16 protein-coding genes are annotated in these 18,658 nt (G+C 43.9%); 10 read left to right on the plus strand and 6 right to left on the minus strand.

Features of this window, described 5'->3' with window-relative positions; translation table 11 throughout:
* Positions 1–211 precede the first annotated feature (211 nt).
* Positions 212–943, plus strand: a complete 732-nt coding sequence (locus DYADSP32_RS09710; protein WP_149242915.1) for a DUF6962 family protein — start codon at positions 212–214, stop codon at positions 941–943.
* Positions 944–1,043: 100 nt separating this feature from the next.
* On the opposite strand, the gene DYADSP32_RS09715 is transcribed toward DYADSP32_RS09710, so the two are convergent.
* Complete coding sequence (locus DYADSP32_RS09715) at positions 1,044–1,679, minus strand: peroxiredoxin (protein WP_149242914.1); 636 nt, start codon at positions 1,677–1,679, stop codon at positions 1,044–1,046.
* 1,348 nt (positions 1,680–3,027) lie between these two features.
* Between DYADSP32_RS09715 and DYADSP32_RS09720 the strand changes: the two genes are divergently transcribed.
* From DYADSP32_RS09720 to DYADSP32_RS09750, 7 genes are all read left to right on the plus strand, one after another.
* Positions 3,028–4,194 (plus strand): aminotransferase class V-fold PLP-dependent enzyme, encoded by a 1,167-nt coding sequence (locus tag DYADSP32_RS09720; RefSeq protein ID WP_149242913.1) that lies wholly within the window; start codon positions 3,028–3,030, stop codon positions 4,192–4,194.
* Positions 4,178–5,380: an XdhC/CoxI family protein gene (locus tag DYADSP32_RS09725; RefSeq protein ID WP_149242912.1), complete on the plus strand. Its 1,203-nt coding sequence runs from the start codon at positions 4,178–4,180 to the stop codon at positions 5,378–5,380. The genes DYADSP32_RS09720 and DYADSP32_RS09725 overlap by 17 nt, the downstream gene beginning before the upstream one ends.
* Entirely contained in the window at positions 5,377–5,979 is a 603-nt protein-coding gene (locus DYADSP32_RS09730; protein WP_149242911.1) for a nucleotidyltransferase family protein, read from the plus strand. Before DYADSP32_RS09725 ends, DYADSP32_RS09730 begins: the two co-directional genes overlap by 4 nt.
* A gap of 898 nt (positions 5,980–6,877) precedes the next feature.
* Positions 6,878–7,720: an ABC transporter ATP-binding protein gene (locus DYADSP32_RS09735; RefSeq protein ID WP_149242910.1), complete on the plus strand. Its 843-nt coding sequence runs from the start codon at positions 6,878–6,880 to the stop codon at positions 7,718–7,720.
* Positions 7,721–7,817: 97 nt separating this feature from the next.
* Complete coding sequence (locus DYADSP32_RS09740) at positions 7,818–8,603, plus strand: hypothetical protein (protein WP_149242909.1); 786 nt, start codon at positions 7,818–7,820, stop codon at positions 8,601–8,603.
* Positions 8,604–8,618: 15 nt separating this feature from the next.
* Positions 8,619–8,999 (plus strand): GntR family transcriptional regulator, encoded by a 381-nt coding sequence (locus DYADSP32_RS09745; RefSeq protein ID WP_149242908.1) that lies wholly within the window; start codon positions 8,619–8,621, stop codon positions 8,997–8,999.
* 100 nt (positions 9,000–9,099) lie between these two features.
* The gene (locus DYADSP32_RS09750) at positions 9,100–9,774 is read left to right on the plus strand and encodes a hypothetical protein (protein WP_149242907.1); all 675 of its coding nucleotides are present in this window, start codon (positions 9,100–9,102) and stop codon (positions 9,772–9,774) included.
* A gap of 69 nt (positions 9,775–9,843) precedes the next feature.
* Here the strand turns inward: DYADSP32_RS09750 and DYADSP32_RS09755 are convergent, their stop codons facing one another.
* Positions 9,844–10,674 carry an SPFH domain-containing protein gene (locus DYADSP32_RS09755; protein WP_149242906.1) on the minus strand — a complete coding sequence of 277 codons (831 nt, stop codon included), beginning with the start codon at positions 10,672–10,674 and terminating at the stop codon, positions 9,844–9,846.
* 5 nt (positions 10,675–10,679) lie between these two features.
* Positions 10,680–10,856 (minus strand): hypothetical protein, encoded by a 177-nt coding sequence (locus DYADSP32_RS09760; protein WP_414617661.1) that lies wholly within the window; start codon positions 10,854–10,856, stop codon positions 10,680–10,682.
* 354 nt (positions 10,857–11,210) lie between these two features.
* Between DYADSP32_RS09760 and DYADSP32_RS09765 the strand changes: the two genes are divergently transcribed.
* Both DYADSP32_RS09765 and DYADSP32_RS09770 read left to right on the plus strand, forming a co-directional pair.
* A complete protein-coding gene (locus DYADSP32_RS09765; protein WP_149242905.1) occupies positions 11,211–12,401 on the plus strand; it encodes an AAA family ATPase in 1,191 nt (396 codons plus the stop codon).
* Entirely contained in the window at positions 12,388–14,811 is a 2,424-nt protein-coding gene (locus tag DYADSP32_RS09770; protein ID WP_149242904.1) for a tetratricopeptide repeat protein, read from the plus strand. Before DYADSP32_RS09765 ends, DYADSP32_RS09770 begins: the two co-directional genes overlap by 14 nt.
* 81 nt (positions 14,812–14,892) lie before the next feature.
* On the opposite strand, the gene pgl is transcribed toward DYADSP32_RS09770, so the two are convergent.
* The 3 genes from pgl to gndA are packed head-to-tail and all read right to left on the minus strand — an operon-like array spanning position 14,893 to position 18,553.
* A complete protein-coding gene (pgl, locus tag DYADSP32_RS09775; RefSeq protein WP_149242903.1) occupies positions 14,893–15,618 on the minus strand; it encodes a 6-phosphogluconolactonase in 726 nt (241 codons plus the stop codon).
* A 5-nt stretch (positions 15,619–15,623) separates the two neighbouring features.
* Positions 15,624–17,132 carry a glucose-6-phosphate dehydrogenase gene (gene zwf, locus DYADSP32_RS09780; RefSeq protein WP_149242902.1) on the minus strand — a complete coding sequence of 503 codons (1,509 nt, stop codon included), beginning with the start codon at positions 17,130–17,132 and terminating at the stop codon, positions 15,624–15,626.
* An 11-nt stretch (positions 17,133–17,143) separates the two neighbouring features.
* A complete protein-coding gene (gene gndA / locus DYADSP32_RS09785; RefSeq protein ID WP_149242901.1) occupies positions 17,144–18,553 on the minus strand; it encodes an NADP-dependent phosphogluconate dehydrogenase in 1,410 nt (469 codons plus the stop codon).
* Between the last annotated feature and the right edge of the window lie 105 nt (positions 18,554–18,658).

An 18,658-nucleotide genomic window follows, 5' to 3' on the forward strand; every position in this document is an offset into this window, starting at 1 on the left:
CTACGAAATGCCGGATTTGCACAGCCGGCTAATTTCTTTACCATCCCTAAATGTGCAACAGTCATCGATTTCAACAACCCTACCACTATGGTACAATTTTAGTATCCCGACTTTAAAGGTCTCGAAGGTTTTATAAAAAAGGCCATTTGTACTTAACTTTGAGGAAAATCCACAACACGCTCCTGTCTCCAACAAAAAGGGAATTTTAAAAATGAATGAAGTTCAAATAGATTTCAGCAAGGTCCATCAGATTCAACTCTTCGGTGTAACCATACTGGAACCATCCTCCGTCCTGTCCAGCCTGATGATGACGGTTGTCTGCGCCTATGCCTTCGTGCAGTTGGGCAAAATGGATCGAAAACACAGAATGTATACCCAGCTGCGGTATTTTTTCCTTTTCATGGGTATTGCCACTGCCATCGGCGGAATCCTGGGACATGGTTTTCTTTACCTGACAGGGAAACCAGGAAAAATCCCGGGGTGGTTTGCGAGCATGATTGCCGTTGCCCTTTTTGAAAGAGCCGCGATATGGCATATCAAGCCTTTACTCCATCAAAAAATCGGTAAGATCCTCGGCTGGCTCAATTATGTGGAACTCACAATTTTCTTTGTACTGACCTTGGTCACACTCAATTTTGTGGTTGTAGAAGTGCATGCGTTTTACGGTTTATTTCTGATGCTGTTCACCATGGAGGTGTATGTTTACCGGCACAGAAAAAACGCTGGTAGCCGGTACATTTTCATCGCGACACTGCTGGGAGCCGTATCTGCTGGTTTCCATGCCTTGAAGTTCAGCTTCGGCCCCTGGTTCAATTACAACGACATTGCCCATATACCGATGGCGCTATCCATCTGGTATTACTACAAAGGTGCCCGCAATATGGATTACTTTGGCGAGGATATGAACATTGAAGAACAGCAAGTAGTTATCGAACGCCAATAGATTCCAATGCCCCGCAAACAAAAGCGTTCAGGATCAACAGACCCTGAACGCTTTTGTTATTATGAACCTCACGCTCTTACTTGAATAGCAACTTCACGTATTATTTGTTAGGCTGAGGCGTGTATCTCAAATAAGGCTTTACAATGTTCAGTCCTTTTGGAAACTTAACTTCCGCGTCCGCCGTGCTCACCGCTGGAACCACGATCACATCGTCGCCATCTTTCCAATCGGCGGGCGTTGCTACGGAATAATTGGCAGTCAGTTGCAGAGAATCCACAACGCGTAGGATTTCATTGAAATTACGTCCGGTAGATGCAGGATAGGTTAACGTCAGTTTAATTTTCTTATCTGGCCCGACGATAAATACAGAACGAACCGTGGCTTTTTCGCTCGCATTCGGGTGGATCATGTCATACAGCTCAGCTACTTTACGACCTTCGTCTGCGATGATTGGGAAATTAACCTCTGTATGGTTTACCTCATTGATATCCGGTATCCATCTGTTATGCGAATCAAGATCATCCACACTTACCGCAAGCACCTTTACATTCCGCTTCTCAAACTCTCCTTTTAAAAGAGCCGTTTTGCCCAATTCTGTGGTACAAACCGGAGTAAAATCAGCAGGGTGTGAGAAAAGAAGCCCCCAGCTGCTACCGAGCCATTCGTGAAACCGGATCGTTCCCTGCGTAGTGCTTGCCTCAAAATCAGGCGCGATATCTCCTAGTCTAAGTGACATAATTGTGAAAGTTTAAGTATTAAAAATTAATCTACTAACATTATAGAGTTTAACAAAAAATTAAATAATTAGTTTCATTAACCGCCAAATATCAAACCGAAAAACATTTAAAATCTACTGCCAAAACAGGGCCCATTTGATATTATATGGTTCATTCCTGGTATCCTGCTTTGCATGTTTAGGACAGGATTTCAGGATGGACAGGATTCTTTTCGTTGGGGGAGTAATCAGAACAAAGCATCCTGTTAATCTTGTTCATCCTGTCGCAATTACTATCCCAAATTTAAGACAGGATTTCAGGATGGACAGGTTTTTTTTCATTGGGGGTTAATGGGACAAACCATCCTGTTAATCTTGTTCATCCTGTCGCAATTACTATCCCAAATTTAGTACAGGATTTCAGGATGTACAGGATTTTTTTCATTGGGGGTTAATGGGGACAAACCATCCTGTTAATCTTGTTCATCCTGTCTCATTATTATCCCAAATTTAAGACAGGATTTCAGGATGGACAGGATTTTTCGCTGGGGGGTAGTGGGAACGAACCATCCTGTTAATCTTGTTCATCCTGTCGCATTAATATCCCGAATTTAAGACAGGATTTCGGGATGGACAGGATTCTTTTCGTTGGCGGGTTAATGGGAACAATGCGTCCTGTTAATCTTGTTCATCCTGTCGCAATTACTATCCCAAATTTAAGACAGGATTTCAGGATGGACAGGATTTTTTCATTAGGGGGTTGGGGGAACAAGGCATCCTGTTAATCTTGTTTATCCTGTCGTGTTACGATCCCAAATTTAAGACAGGATTTCAGGATGTACAGGATTCTTTCATTAGGGGGTTGGGGGAACAAGGCATCCTGTTAATCTTGTTTATCCTGTCGTGTTACGATCCCAAATTTAAGACAGGATTTCAGGATGTACAGGATTCTTTCATTAGGGGGTTGGGGGAACAGGGCAGCATGTTAATCCTGTTTATCCTGTCGTGTTACGATCCCAAATTTAAGACAGGATTTCAGGATGTACAGGATTCTTTCATTAGGGGGTTGGGGGAACAGGGCAGCATGTTAATCCTGTTTATCCTGTCGTATTACGATCCCAAATTTAAGACAGGATTTCAGGATGTACAGGATTCTTTCATTAGGGGGTTGGGGGAACAGGGCAGCATGTTAATCCTGTTTATCCTGTCGTATTACTATCCCAAATTTCAGGAGCCCCTATCCCTTAATCCCCCAACATGCTGGTCTTACACCCTTCAGTTTTACATTTGTTAATAAATGACGCAAATTAAACGATAAGCGTGGTTTTTAGCTTTTAAAAAAAAAACGGATTGAATTAACACTCCTTCGATGACTCTTAAAACACCTGTATACTTGGACAATAATGCCACCACTCCCATGGACCCGGGCGTACTGGATGAGATGCTCCCCTATTTTGTGGAGCGGTTCGGGAATGCCGCCAGCCGCACACACGCTTTCGGGTGGGAAGCGGAAGAAGCCGTAGACATTGCCCGGGAAAATGTAGCAAAATTAATAGGTGCCCACCCGCAGGAAATCGTTTTCACCTCAGGCGCTACGGAAGCCATTAACCTCGCACTCAAAGGCATTCATGAACCATATTTCAATAAGGGAGCCCATGTTATCACCGTATCCACCGAACATAAAGCTGTTCTGGACACCTGCAGGAGCCTCGAAACCAAAGGTATAGAAGTCACCTACCTGCCTGTCTTACCCAATGGATTGATTGACTTGGAGCATCTGGAAAAATCGATCACAAAAAGCACCACCCTCATTGCCGTCATGTATGCCAATAACGAAACAGGGGTGATCCAGCCCATTAAACACATCAGTCGGATTGCCAGAAAGCATGGAATTTTGCTTTTTTGTGATGCGACACAGGCAGTTGGCAAAATCCCTGTCGATGTGATTATGGACGGAATCGACCTCATGTCGTTCAGTGCACATAAAATGTACGGCCCCAAAGGCGTGGGTGCCTTATATGTCCGAAAAAAAAATCCAAAGGTGGAATTGTATGCGCAGATCGAAGGGGGCGGTCACGAACGAAACATGCGCAGCGGCACATTGAATGTTCCGGGCATTGTAGGATTTGGTAAGGCGTGTGAGCTTTGTTACGAATACATGGAAGTGGATACCAACCGGCTTACTACTTTAAGAAACTTATTCGAGAGTAAAATTGGCCGACTAGGTGGAACGGTCATCAACGGAAAGAATGCGCCACGCCTCCCCCATGCAACCAACATCACTTTTGAAAATATTGACGGCGAAAAACTGATCTTCGAAGCTGGAAATAGCATTGCGTTTTCGAGAAGCTCGGCCTGTACATCAGCAACCCTGGAACCCAGTTTTGTATTAAAAGCCATGGGTTTGTCCAATGAGCAGATTCATAACTCGTTCCGGTTCAGTCTGGGACGATTTTCAACTGAAGAACAAGTAGACTATGCCATCAACGTAATTTCTAAAATTGTAAAGCAACACCGCCATGAAGGAAATTACTGACATCATCAAAGCCTACGAAGCAGCCCTGGTATCCAGCAAAAAAATGGCACTCGCAACGGTGGTTCATGTGGAAGGATCATCGTACCGCAGGCCAGGCGCTCGCATGCTGGTTACAGATGACGGACAATTGACAGGCGCTATCAGCGGTGGCTGCCTGGAAGGCGATGCACTCCGAAAGGCACTACTGGCCATTTCGCAACAAAAGAATAAACTGGTCACCTACGATACCACAGACGAAAGCGATACAACCCTTGGCGTACAGCTGGGTTGCAATGGGATTGTTCACATCCTGTTCGAACCCATCCACGTAGATGAGCCCAATCACCCCATCGAACTATTGAAAAGGATATTGGTCAGGCGTCAAAGCGCAGTACTGGTTACACTTTTTGCATTAAATTCGAGAACTGCTGTCCAGCCGGGAACCTGTTTTCTGGCAATGAAGCGTAATGGTGTTGTGAATAACCTTACCCATCATGATATGGAGCTCCTAAATATAGAAGCGGAAAAGGTGGCGCTCAGCAAGGATTCTACTTTTGAAGAATTTGTAATCGACAAACAAAAACTTACCGGCTTTATAGAATATATTCCTGCGCCCGTTTCACTGGTAATCGTCGGTGCGGGAAACGATACGATTCCGCTGATGGAAATGGCGTCTATACTGGGATGGCGGATCACAGTGGTAGATGGCAGGGTGTCGCATGCAACAAAACAACGTTTCCCAAAAGCAGATGAGATTATCGTAGCCAAGTCGACCGAGGTACTTGCTCAACTGACAACCGATTCGCAGACATTCTTTGCATTGCTGACCCATAATTACAACTATGACCTTTCGCTGCTGAAAGCATTGATTCAACTCGAGGATTGTACCTACATCGGCGCCCTGGGTCCAAGAAAAAAGCTCTATCGAATGTTTGACGACCTGCTTCTGGAAGGGATTGAAGTGTCAGCAGCGCAAAAATCCAGAATATACGGTCCTATTGGCCTGGATATCGGCGCAGAGACTTCTGAGGAAATTGCACTTTCGATCCTGGCAGAGATCAAAGCCGTGCTGAATGGGAGGAAAGGAATTTCACTGCGAGAAAAAGCGGCACCGATTCACAGTCGCTCCGATCAGAAAGTGGACTACCCAAAGGATTCCGGGGAAGATTTCCTATGTGCGGTGAACGAGTCCCATTCTGAACAATGAAAAAGGAGCACGCATCGGTTGGAATCATCATTCTGGCGGCAGGAAACTCATCGCGACTTGGACAAGCCAAGCAATTACTCCAGTTTAAAAATAAAAGTCTGATCCGAAATGTAGCAGACGAGGCATTAGCGGCCGATGTGGGTAACGTGATTGTGGTCACAGGGGCGAACCAGGAAGCAGTATCCAGAGAATTGGCTGATTTGCCAGTTCATTTTGCGCACAATCCCGACTGGCAGCAGGGAATGGGATCATCCATCCGGACTGGCCTGACAAAACTTCTGAAACTGGATCAAAATACGAATTCCGTTATCCTGGCTGTAAGCGACCAGCCTTTTGTCACGTCCGAATTATTTCAAAATCTTATTGAGGCGGCAAAAATAGAAGATAAGACCATTGTGGCATGTGCATATCAAAACACAATGGGCACTCCGGTGTTATTCAAAAATCAATATTTCGATGCGCTGAAACTTTTAGAAGGTGCCGAAGGTGCAAAAAAACTTCTTAAAAAATTCGGAACTGACGTTTCATACGTTCCATTTCAACAGGGAGAGATCGATATTGATACGATGGAGGATTTTGAGAAGCTGCAGCAGTCTTAATCAATGAGGGCTTTCTATTTCTTTCTGTTCAAAACGAATTGGCATCCCAAGCCGATTTGGATCGATGATATGGAAAAATTTGCTAAAGAATATCTATTCAAGGACAGGAAGACTGAGGAATTATCCCGAATGGAATAGGAAATACCCGCGCTTACACCGATTGCGTACAGTGGAGGCCATTGCCTCTCTATCAATAATGTGTTCACCTTCCGCTGTCTTAAAGGTTTTGTTGGATCATCATTTCTCTGCCATCTAGAGCCAATCGTTATAAACTGCATCTGCGTCTTCAAAAAAGGAGTTAGCCTTGATTTCAAGATATTATACTGCAACTCAGGCATCACAGAACACTCAAAAGTCCGTCTATCGAAAGAGCTAGCCACTTTAGCATCAAAATTCCAGTATTTTCCGTTAAATAAAACGCCTATTGCAAACCTATTCGACAAATAATAATGGACGGATGAGCCAATTCCAAAATACTGAGAATTAAAATTTTGATTAGATTTCAACATGCCCTTCCAAAAATAGACCTGTGGACTTACTACCAAATCACGCTTTCTGGTCTGCCCAAAGACAGGCACGGATGTAAAAGCAATAAAGAAAACATAACAAAAAAGACAACGACATTTACCGAACACGAAGCGGTTCACCATAATAAATTGTTTTAAAAGATTTCGAATTAATTTTAAGATCGAATTTTTCAAAACCGTGAGGAGGGAAGCAAATTAGAATAAAACTTTCGATTTCCATACATTCTGCCTCCCTTGTCCCTTTCCTCCGTCATCCTTTACTCCCTCTTCCACCCTCCTCCAAAAAATACTTCCACACTTTACTTGGAATTCCAAATCTCCTACTTACCTTCGCAGTGTACTATTTAACTAGAACACTAAACAACCAGGCAATGATCCACCTTGACCGCGTATCTTTTGGGTATAGTAAGCATAAAAAGTTGTTTGAGGATTTGACCATGAAGCTGGAACCCGGGCACATTTATGGCCTCCTGGGCAAGAATGGTGCTGGAAAATCGAGCTTACTTCGAAACATGGCAGGTCTGCTTTATCCGTTGGAAGGCAAAATTGAGGTCGCAGGCTACGAACCACGCAAACGTCAGCCAGCCTTCTTGCAGGACTTGTTCTTTATTCCGGAGGAAATTTATTTGCCCTCGGTAACGATGCAACAGTACCTGAATACATTTGCGCCGTTTTACCCTCATTTTAACGAGGAGCAATTTAACAGTTACATCGGTGAATTTGACATCCCAAAAGGTAATAAGCTGACGGGCATGTCGTATGGCCAGAAGAAAAAAGTGCTGATTGCTTTTTCCCTGGCAACAAATACAAAGGTTCTTCTGATGGACGAGCCAACCAACGGCCTGGACATCCCCTCTAAAAGTCAGTTTCGAAAAATCGTATCCTCGGCCCTGGAAACTGATCGCACCATACTGATCTCAACACACCAGACGCGTGACCTGGATAATCTGATAGACTCAATCATCATCATAGAGGACAGTGAGATCCTCATTCAGCATAGCCTGGAAGAAGTAGCTGAACGGCTCTGTTTTGAAACTCTAGCCAGTGTGGACCACGATGACAGAATTTTGTATGCCGAACCTTCCTTGCGTGGTTACAAAGCCGTGACCGAAAATTATGAAAAGGAAGACAGCCGTGTAGATCTTGAACAACTGTTTAATGCCGTAATAGGAAACCGCGAACGTATTAAAAAAATATTCGAAGGAAGGCCATGAGATTAATACTGACTTTATTGCTCATCATCATAGGATTTCTGGTACAACATATCATTCCTGTGGTAATTCCTTTCAAAACTTTAAAACATTTTTTACAATGAATCAATCATTCGATTTTCGCCGGTTTCTCCTCATACTGAAACTGGACACTTCCGAAAAAGGCAAAAGTTATCTGATGATGGCCGGTTTGCTGCTAGCACTGCTCATTTTTCTGATGCTTCCAATTGCAATTGTCAGGGAGCCCAGTATGATTTTGATGTTCCTCCATGCGCTTGCACTTTTCATGGTGGTGATTTTTGGAGGAAGCTTGTACACCAATCAGGCATTTAGCCAATATGGATCATCTTCAACAGGCATATCAGCGATTATGATTCCTGCTTCCAGAATGGAAAAATTTCTCAGTGCTCTATTTCTAAATCTTCTTTTCGTAGTCCCTTTGATGCTTCTATTTTTGAAGCTGCATCATTACCTGACCGATTACGCCAATGCAAAGCCAACAATAGGGACATTCAGATACAAACCCATACCGCCAGACGCGCTGACCTACTTTGTGTTAATGTATATCATGATTCAGGGATTTGTATTTCTGGGCTCGATCTATTTTAAGAAACTTTCTTATATCAAAACGGCCATAAGTTTTTTTGTAATCTACGTTTTGGTGACTGCTCTCAGTTTATGGCAGGCCAATTTCTTAGCCGGAAATCCTTCAAAACTCGTGACATTCCCTTTTACAAGTTGGAAAGTATCGTACTATGCATTGAATAAGCATTATGACGTAATGTTTCCATCAGTATTTCAGGATGTGGTGTATGCCTTTCCTTCGTTTTTGATTCTGGGCATGTGGTACATATCCTACATCAGGCTTAAGGAAAAACAAATTTAATCAGCGCAGCCCATCATGGAATTTAAAGATAAACAGTCTATTTACCTCCAGATCGCTGATTACATCTGTGAGCAGATTTTGCTGGGAAAGTGGCCCCCCGGGGAGCGAATTCCTTCAGTTAGAGATTTGGGCGGCATGCTGGAAGTAAACCCCAACACCGTCATGCGCACCTATGAGTTTCTTCAGAATAAGGAGATCATTTTCAACAAAAGAGGTATCGGCTATTCAGCTGATGAAAAAGCCAATGAACGGATCCTGGCTTATCGGAAAGAACGATTTTTAGAAATTGAGCTACCCGAATTTTTCAAAACCATGTACCTGCTCAACGTGGGTCTGGAAGAGTTGCAAGCCCGGTACGAGTCTTTTATTACGGACAGCTATCCAACGACATTATGAGGCCACCGACTACCTTAGAATGCGGTTATGATTATACACTGTTAACGCGGAAGTAGTACAACATTGGCAAGATTACTAACAACAAGATTCACATTCAGATATGAAAACAAGTAACAAACTTCTCACAGGCCTTCTCGCCATCATACTGCTGTTTGGCTTTACGTCCAACATGGTGCTTAAAGGCGAGTTTGATAAGATTGACAGAAATAATCCGTTTGCCGGATATCGGAAAGAGGCGCTGAAATCTTTCAGGTACATCCATGTTGAAGGAAAGGTTCTGGGTTACACTCAGATACAACCAGGAAAGGATTTTGAAATACAGACCGCAGTCGCTCCTGAGGAGATCGAGTGGAGAATCCAGAATGACACCTTGCGCGTCCGATATAAAAATGATGTAGGAAAAAACTACCCGCCTGACTATAATTTCGAACGTGCGCCGATTACTTATATCCGCGCCAGCACATTATACGGGATAAAATCGGTCTCCACGGCCTGTAAAGTAAGGGACTGGACGCTTGACAGCCTAAGTCTGTATCAGCAGGGGCAGGATATGCAAGTAGAGCAAAATAAGGTCGATACACTTACGGTTAACCTTGAGAAACAGGCATCCTTTCGTATCCTCAAAAACAATAAGGTAAATTCCGCAAGCGTGATTGTCAGAGACAATAGTGATTTTGTCACAGAAGACGTTTACAAAACACTCAGCATTACAGCGGACAGCACCACGCGTGTGAACTTGCCCGGCAACCTTTTGAAGCAAGCCAAATCTCTTTAATTCCCGATCTATTAGCCATCAATAAAACTGCTCCGCAGGAAAGCATTCAGCAGTCCTGCGGAGCCTTTTTTATTTTATCCCAAGCATCAGGCTTGCACCACCGGCATTGGTGGTGGGCAGCACGCCGTTCCATTTGGCCACCCACTCCTGTTGGATCAGCAAAGGTGTGAGTGTTTTTTGGCGCAACTGGTTTGCTTCCGCTTCGGCCCTCGCTTTGATGAGCGTAGCTTTGGCCTGTCCTTCCGCTTTTGCAATAATCACCTTCGCCTCCGCTTCGGCCTGCTTGGCCTGGTTTTCGGCCTTTAATCGTGCCTGAATGGAGGTATTCTTTTCGTCGATCATTTGACGCAAAGACTGTGGCGGCGTTATGGCCGATGTGAGCTGATCGTAAACGAAACCGTCCTTACCCAGGGTTCGGGTGAGCACGTTCTGCACGCGATCTTCGAAAACTTCCCTGTTAGACATCACGCTGTCGGAGGTAAAAGAGTTGGCCACGATCCGGTAGGCATCATAAATTGTATTTTTCATAAAACCCTGCTGGATTTCAGCCAGCGGCCTTCTGTATTGCCGGTAGATTTGCGGGACTTTATCCGGATTGATGTGATAATTGAGCTTTGGATCCACTTTAAATTCCGCCGCATCCCGCGTTGTAATCACGAACGGATCATAGTCAACGCTTTGCGTGAAAGTAGGAAACTCGATAATCTTTGTTGTCCAGGTATTGTACCAGACACGGCCCGTCACCAGCGTGATGTTGTCTACGCCTTTATCGGAACCGTACAAATTGATTTTAATTCCTACATTACCGGCATCAATATTCTCAAAAGTAAAAGGCTGCAAAAGCAGTAAAAAAATCGTTACGCCAAGGGTTACAATGGCAATAATAATGTTTCTCCTCATGTTGATCATTGTTTCGGTTTAAGGTGATTGAATATTTTATTCAGTTCAAAAAAGAAAAAGTAAACCGAAAGGCCAACAATGCCCAATCCGGCAAAAACGAGCAGGTCCGATTGAGCATTGACAAGTCGCAGCGCGTACGTTATCGTGACAATAACAGCGATCAATTTCAGTACATATCCCATGTTTTTTCAGGTTTGTTTTTGTAAAATAACAAACTGTGAGTCAAGTAAGTAAAATATTCTTTACCAATGGCTACCTGCTGGTAGCAAGGCCATATTTCGCTATATGAATTGAGTAAACGGACAAGCAGCAAAGAAAATCATAGGGTCACTCTATGTACCCCCGGGTTAACAAATTGTGTCGGACAAGTCTTTGCGAAGACTCAAACATCAACACCAACTGAATAGTAACCTCAAGCTTAGTCCTCGCGTTGTACGAATTAATCCAAAATTATTTTTGACAATAGTTTTGTTGTTAAATGTATTTAACAATATATTTGTTGTCAAAGTATTGCAACAATAAAAACATTGCTAAAAATGACAACAACCTGGATTAGCCCTAAAATAATAATCGGTCCAACAGCCACAGGTTCATACTATTACAACAGACCTCGGATTGTAGAAGCGATATGGGAACAAATTAATACGGGAAGCCACGTACTTTTAGCCGCACCCCGGCGGGTAGGGAAATCCTCCGTAATGGAGTTTATGGTCGAAAAATGCCCGGAAAATACAAAATGTGTTTTTCGAAATATACAGGGCATCAAATCAGCAGAGGAGTTTTATAAGCGCTTTTATGAACTCATCATTTTTTGTCTTTCTAAATTCGACAAATCAAGAAATTGGTTCAAGGATTGGTTCCAGGGAATTACTATTGAGGAAATCACACTCGACGGAGTCAAGTTTGGTGACCGAAAACCTGCTAATTATCTGGAAGAAATTGGCAAGTTGCTCCCTAAATTACAGTCAGAAAAAGTAAAGATTGTGCTTTTTTTAGATGAACTACCCGAGGTATTGCATAATCTCTACAAAAAAGGCAAGTCAGAAGAAGCAAGCAGCATTTTAGATAATCTAAGGGCCTGGCGACAGGATGCCCGCTTGAAAGAAAGTTTTTGTTTGGTCCTGGCAGGTTCGGTAGGTATTCATCATGTTGTCAAAAACATAGAAGGCAGAACCTCCGATTTGAACGACATAAAAGAAGTTGATTTTAAACCACTTACCTATTTGGAAGCGGCTGAATATGTGGAGTGGGTTACACAAGATGCGACGGTACAGTACAACGTTGAAATAAGAACATATTTGCTTTCAAAACTTCATTATTACCTCCCCTATTTCATCAATTTGATGTTGGATGAAATTAATAAAACAGCCAAACAAAACCAACAGCCGAACATTACAACGCATTCCATTGATACCGCCTTTGATTTGGTCGTCAGAAACAACGATCATTTCAGAGAATGGAAAAACCGTTTGTTTGACTATTTTCCTTCCGAAGAAGCAGCGTACATGAACGAAGTCCTAACCCACATAGCGCACAAAGACACAATCGACAAACGCAAATTGTATGACTTGGCGACTAAATACAACAAAAAGAATAGTTACATTGACTTGATGGATGGCCTCGAAAAAGATGGCTACATCACCGAGCAAGACCAGCAATATGTCTTTGTCTCGCCTTTTTTGAGTGCATTTTGGAAACGCAATAACCCGGTATATGATGGAGAATAGTGAAATGAAAACGGGTAATTGGTTTGTAGATGAGCTCAATTATTATCAGGCAGCGAATAGCGATAACGAATCGCTTAGAAAGAATTTTGTCATCAGAAAAGCAGAATTTGAAATCATTGTGGACGATTTGCGGCGAAAAAATGACTATGACCCACTACAACATGAGCTGGTACTCGGGCGACGGGGCAGCGGCAAATCGACCTTACTCAAACGCATCCAGATTGAAATAGAGGAAGACCCTGAATTGGCAAAAAAATACGTTGCGGTTAATTTAGCCGAAGAACAAGCTGGCATTTATCGCTTGTCTGACTTGTGGTTTGAGGTTTGGCAGGAATTAAAGAACCAATTAAACACCGCTACCGCCCTGGCTGAGTTTTCTACCTTCGCTAACAACCAGGACTATACGCGCTACCTGTTTTTAGAAATCCATAAAGTCCTGACTGCAGCACATAAAAAGGCAGTAGTGCTTTTGGATAACCTTGACCGAATTCTGGAAAATCTGGATGATGATGGTCATCTACTCCGTGAGCTATTGCTCAACTACAATGACCTCCAACTCATTGGCGGCAGCACGCGGATGGATGAACATTTTTGGCAGTATGATAAACCCTTTTACGATTTTTTCAGAAAACACCACCTGGCATCACTCCAATTTGAGGAAATAGACCTCCTGCTCAATCATTGGAGCGATGCCATGAAACTTCCCGAACTACAAGGCTATGCCCTAAAAAATCAAGGTAAAATAGAAGCGATTCGTATTTTGACCGACGGTTTGCCGCGCACTTTACAGTTTTTTATTCAGATCTTGCTGCAAGAATCTGATTTGTATGGCTTTGATTACATCCGAAGGGTGATGGACAAGGCGACTCCACTCTACCAGGAACGACTCAACAGCCTGACCGCTCCCCAACGAAAGATTGTGCTGGAAATGGCTTTTTTGTGGGAAGCCTGCTCAACCAAACAATTGGTGGACAAATGCCGCATTGAAAGCAAACTTATTTCTTCCTTTGTAAAACAGCTTACGGGTTTTGGCATCGTAGAAACGATTTCGACCAACAACAAAAACCATCTCTATCGCCTCTCCGAGCGGTTTTTCAACATGTGGCTTATCATTACCCAAGGCAACCCTGAGCAAAAACGCAAAGCCTTATGGCTCACTATTTTCCTGGAATCCTGGTATGACGCTAACGAACTTAAAAGCCTTGCCTATGCCTATAAACAAAAACTAAAACAAGGCCTGGTATCCTACGACAAAGCGTCTGTATTGACCAAAGGATTTAGCCAATCAAGGTATATTACTACTGATGACCGAGACGAATTGATTGACTTAACTACGCAATTAGAACAAAAAATCATCAACAATCTTCATGGCTTACCAAGGAGATTTAAGGAAATTTTTGAAGAATTAAAAGAGCTAATAGGAAAAGAGGATTATGAATTAGCCCTCCAAAAAATAGAAGAAATTGAAAATGAAGAAGATGGAATCAAATTCCATTGGAAAGGTTATGTGTACAATGAACTACACATGGCAGCAGAAGCCGAAGAATATTACCTGAAAGCCATCAAAAAGGGACACACAAACGCTTTGAACAATTTAGGGATTTTGTACAATGGTCGAAAGAAATCCCTGCAAGCCGAAGAATGTTACCTAAAAGCCATTGAAAAGGGAAATACAAACGCTTTGAACAATTTAGCGAATCTGTACAAGAATCAAGACAAAGTCCTTCAAGCCGAGGCATATTACCTGAAAGCCATCGAAAAGGGAAATAAAAACGCGTTGTTTAATTTAGCTCTTCTATACAAGAATCAAAACAAAATCTTGCAAGCCGAAGAATATTATCTAAAGGCAGTCGAAAAGGGAGATACAGGCGCTTTGTTCAATTTAGGGAATTTGTACAGTGATCAAAACAAAGCCCAGCAAGCCGAGGCATATTACCTGAAAGCCATCGCAAAGGGAGATACAAACGCTTTGAACAATTTAGCGAATCTGTATTATGAAGAGGGCAAGCAAAAAAGCAAGGCACTACGATATATCACGGAATACCATCAAAGTTCTAAAAATAAGAATTCATCAGAAACAGAAATTATTGTTCGCATTTGGAATGGTGATTTTGAAAATGTAGAGGTAAAAATCAATCAGCTTTTTACCGACTATGGTTATGAAGAATTAGATGAGCTGATTGAAAATCTATTGTATCAGGAACAAAAACATTTGGTGTTATCTCTTTTTGAGAGCGAACAACACGGCAAAGCGCTGAAAGACAGATATGTCTTACTTTACTATGCTACCTTGCTCCTCACCAACAAGGTCGACAATAACCTCGAATTAAGGATTCCACCCGAGGTAATGGCTACGGTGGAGGCAATTATCGAAAAAGTAAAAGAGAAAAATGCTTTTTATGCACGGTAAGCCTCTTTCCGCGGGGTGCTCCTAAGGAAAAAGCGCACTGTATCCACCGCGCTTTTTCCTTAACCAAAAGCTATGCTCACATTATTTTGTCAAAAGCGCTGCCGCTGCTTCATCTACAAACCAATGCAATTGCCCATTTTCCGGATTAATGATCTGCGATGGGAATTTATCAAGGTTTCGCTTTCCTTCCAGCACAGATTTCAAAGTTGCCGCCTTTCCTGCACCTGCTGCCATAAATACCACACAAGCCGATCGGTTTACAACCGGAGCCGTCAGCGTGATGCGGTACATATCCTGTGCGGGTAGAAAAAAGGCGGTTACCTGCTTATCCTGTTCATGAATTACCTCCGTGCCTGGAAACAAAGACAATGTATGACCATCATCACCCATGCCCAAAAGTACCAGATCGAATGAGGTTGCGGAATCCTTGAAATAATGCTTTAACACTTCCTCGTAGGCCATTGCCGACTGCTCCGGAGCCAGATCCGTACGCATGATGTGAATATTTTCAGGCAACGCGGGGACTTTATCCAAAAGCTCAAGATAACACATGCGGGCGTTATTCCGCTCGTCGTCAAAGGGCACTGCCCTCTCGTCTCCCCAAAAAAAGTGGAGTTTCTCCCAGGCAATCTGCTCCTTATAAGGTGCCGCGGACAACAAAGCATAAAGCTGCCTGGGTGTACTTCCGCCTGATAAAACAAATGTAAACCGCTCCTGTTTCTGTAATACTTCCTGAATGTAATCCGTAATCCAGCCTGCGAGTTCCTCGCTAAGCCGGGTCGTGTTTTCTGCTATATGGATATCCATTGAATTTATACGACTGGTGGCAGGTTAATCCAGGTATGCCCGTCCCGGGCAATGAGTGCATCGGCTTCATCCGGCCCCCACGAGTCGGGAGCGTAATTGGGAAAATCCTGTGGTTTTCTTATTGCCCATGTTTCCAGAATGGGCATGATCACTTTCCAGGCGGCATCCACCTGGTCGCCACGCATGAAAAGGGTAGCATCTCCTTCCATTACATCCAATAGCAGCGTTTCATACGCCTCAGGAGCATGTTCACCTGCCACGGAATCATAATCAAAAGTCATTTCTACCGGATCCAAGGTCATGGTCTGGCCGGGACGTTTCGCCTGGAAACGGATACTGATATCCATATTAGGCTGTATACTGATCGTAAGCCTGTTGGACCGCCATGTTTCCGCGGCTTCCTTCGGGAATGCGTAGTGCGGTGCCGGCTTGAATTGCAACGTAATATGCGTCGCCTTCTGATTGAGATACTTGCCTGTCCGCACGTAAAAGGGCACACCCTGCCAGCGCCAGTTGTCAATGTAAAATTTAGCAGCTGCAAAAGTGTCGGTATGTGAATTAGGATCTACCCCGGTTTCCTCACGATAACCAACCACTTTCTCGCCTTTTTTCCAACCTCCTGCATATTGGCCACGTACGGCAAAATCATGAACCTGGTCTTTCTCAATCCTCCGAATGGCGTTAAGCACATCCACTTTCTTGTTACGGATCTCATTGGCGTCGAACGATACAGGGGCTTCCATAGCCACCATACACATGATCTGCAGAATGTGGTTCTGAACCATATCACGCAGAGCACCCGAATGCTCAAAATAACCTCCGCGACCTTCAAGGCCAACGCTTTCCGCAGCTGTGATCTGAATGTGGTCAATGTAGTTGCGGTTCCAAAGTGGCTCGAACAACGCGTTGGCAAATCGAAGCGCCAGAATATTCTGCACTGTTTCTTTACCCAGGTAATGATCGATCCGGAAAATCTGCTCTTCGGCAAACATGCTGGCAAGCAATGTGTTCAATTCATGAGCACTTTCGAGATCGTGTCCAAATGGCTTTTCGACAACAATCCGGGTACAGCATTTATCCTCGCATATTTGCAGTGCACCAAGCTTTTCAGCAATGGATGGAACCAGCTGCGGTGCCACGGCCAGGTAAAAGATTACATTCGGATGCACACCCCATTCTGCCTCTTTCTCTTTGACCATATCTGTGATCAGGTGATAAGCGGACGCATCACCACCATCCATTTGCAGATAGGTGACATGCTCACTAAAATCTGTCCAATGCCCGTTGAGTTTACCTTTTCTTCTTGAAAACTTCGTAACACCGTCCAACAGATGCTCTCGGTAAGCTTCGTTGGTGTAGGCACTTCGGCCAATGCCGGCAATGGCGAATTTCTCGGGCATCCATTGATCTAAAAACAGGTTGTAGAGTGCCGGCGTCAGCTTTCTATAATTCAGATCCCCGCTTCCTCCAAAAATAAATAAAAGGGAAGCATGAGGACGTTTATTGGTTTGCATAAATTAAAATTTTAGTTTTTACCCCATTCCGTATGGAATGTACCGGGGATATCAATACGCTGATAGGTGTGTGCGCCAAAATAATCACGCTGTGCCTGGATAAGATTTGTTGGCATCCGTTCGCTTCGGTATGCGTCAAAATACCCTAACGATGACATAAAACCTGCTGCCGGAACACCTGCCAGAATCGCCTTAGCTACCACCTTACGCGTATTATCTTCAATGGACTTAACGAGTTCCGCCACGTCCTGGTTCAACAAAATATTGGGCAGCTCAGGGGACTGGCCGTATGCTTTCGCAAAAATTTCTAACAAGGAAGAACGAATGATACATCCGCCGCGCCAAACGCTGACTACCTCGGGCATCGGAATATCCATGGCCAGTTCCTTGGATGCCTGGTGCAGCATAGCCAAACCCTGTGCATAGCTCAGGATCGTTGCAAAGTAAAGTGCGTCGTGAACTTCCCGGATCCACGCATCGGAAAACTCTCCCAACTGGGGATCGACATACAGCGCTGCGGCCTGCACACGTTCATCTTTATAGCCGGATATGGTCCTCATTGCCACCGCAGTATCAATGACCGGCACAGCCACCGGCAATTCCATGGAATCCTGTGAAGTCCATTTGCCTGTCCCTTTGGATCCGGCTTTGTCCGAAATCACATCTACCAGATGCTGATCCGATTGATCATCTTTTTGTAAAAATATATCTGCGGTAATCTCAACAAGAAACGATTGCAGCGCTCCCTCATTCCAGCTTTTGAAAACCTCATGAAGCTGATCATTATTCAGGCCGGCATGTTTCAGCAGGGCATAGGATTCACTGATCAACTGCATGATCGCGTATTCTATACCGTTGTGCACCATTTTCACATAGTGCCCAGCGCCCCCTTTACCCAGGTACGCCACGCACGGTTCCCCATTTACTTTGGCAGCTATGGATTCGAGAACGGGTTTCAGATGCAGATACGCCTCCTTATTGCCACCGGGCATCATGCTCGGACCCGTACGTGCCCCCTGCTCTCCGCCCGAAACGCCCATTCCCATAAAGCTAACCCCTGTTCCTTCCAGTGACTGTACTCTACGTAATGTATCCGTGTAATGCGAGTTGCCTCCATCAATAATCACATCTCCCCTTTCAAGCAAGGGTAACAGAGAAGCAATCACATCGTCGACAGGTTTACCAGCCGGCACCAGCATCATCACCTTTCTTGGTGACTGCAGCTGCTCAACCATGTGAGCCAGATCCGGCACACCTTTTACTGTGGTACCTGGTGTTGCCGCATTTTCCAGAGCTGCGGTTTTGGTTTCGTCTTTATCAAAACCGATAACCGAAAAACCATGATCGGCCATATTGAGCAACAGGTTTTGACCCATTACCCCTAAACCAACCATCCCAAAATCGAACAAGTTATTTGACATATATTTCTTTCACTGATTGACTAAGCTGCAATATTAGGCTTTTTTTAGATATGGTAGGGAGGGAGCGGCGTTGGTTCGTGGTAAAACAAACGACTTCCGGCACCA

It is taken from the genome of Dyadobacter sp. 32 (genome assembly GCF_902506755.1).
GTDB lineage: Bacteria > Bacteroidota > Bacteroidia > Cytophagales > Spirosomataceae > Dyadobacter.

Excerpts from the sequence above, each read along its gene's own strand:
- DYADSP32_RS09710 (WP_149242915.1), top strand. The coding sequence starts at position 212 with ATGAATGAAGTTCAAATAGATTTCAGCAAGGTCCATCAGATTCAACTC.
- DYADSP32_RS09715 (WP_149242914.1), bottom strand. The coding sequence starts at position 1,679 with ATGTCACTTAGACTAGGAGATATCGCGCCTGATTTTGAGGCAAGCACT.
- DYADSP32_RS09720 (WP_149242913.1), top strand. The coding sequence starts at position 3,028 with ATGACTCTTAAAACACCTGTATACTTGGACAATAATGCCACCACTCCC.
- DYADSP32_RS09725 (WP_149242912.1), top strand. The coding sequence starts at position 4,178 with ATGAAGGAAATTACTGACATCATCAAAGCCTACGAAGCAGCCCTGGTA.
- DYADSP32_RS09730 (WP_149242911.1), top strand. The coding sequence starts at position 5,377 with ATGAAAAAGGAGCACGCATCGGTTGGAATCATCATTCTGGCGGCAGGA.
- DYADSP32_RS09735 (WP_149242910.1), top strand. The coding sequence starts at position 6,878 with ATGATCCACCTTGACCGCGTATCTTTTGGGTATAGTAAGCATAAAAAG.
- DYADSP32_RS09740 (WP_149242909.1), top strand. The coding sequence starts at position 7,818 with ATGAATCAATCATTCGATTTTCGCCGGTTTCTCCTCATACTGAAACTG.
- DYADSP32_RS09745 (WP_149242908.1), top strand. The coding sequence starts at position 8,619 with ATGGAATTTAAAGATAAACAGTCTATTTACCTCCAGATCGCTGATTAC.
- DYADSP32_RS09750 (WP_149242907.1), top strand. The coding sequence starts at position 9,100 with ATGAAAACAAGTAACAAACTTCTCACAGGCCTTCTCGCCATCATACTG.
- DYADSP32_RS09755 (WP_149242906.1), bottom strand. The coding sequence starts at position 10,674 with ATGAGGAGAAACATTATTATTGCCATTGTAACCCTTGGCGTAACGATT.
- DYADSP32_RS09760 (WP_414617661.1), bottom strand. The coding sequence starts at position 10,856 with ATGGGATATGTACTGAAATTGATCGCTGTTATTGTCACGATAACGTAC.
- DYADSP32_RS09765 (WP_149242905.1), top strand. The coding sequence starts at position 11,211 with ATGACAACAACCTGGATTAGCCCTAAAATAATAATCGGTCCAACAGCC.
- DYADSP32_RS09770 (WP_149242904.1), top strand. The coding sequence starts at position 12,388 with ATGATGGAGAATAGTGAAATGAAAACGGGTAATTGGTTTGTAGATGAG.
- pgl (WP_149242903.1), bottom strand. The coding sequence starts at position 15,618 with ATGGATATCCATATAGCAGAAAACACGACCCGGCTTAGCGAGGAACTC.
- zwf (WP_149242902.1), bottom strand. The coding sequence starts at position 17,132 with ATGCAAACCAATAAACGTCCTCATGCTTCCCTTTTATTTATTTTTGGA.
- gndA (WP_149242901.1), bottom strand. The coding sequence starts at position 18,553 with ATGTCAAATAACTTGTTCGATTTTGGGATGGTTGGTTTAGGGGTAATG.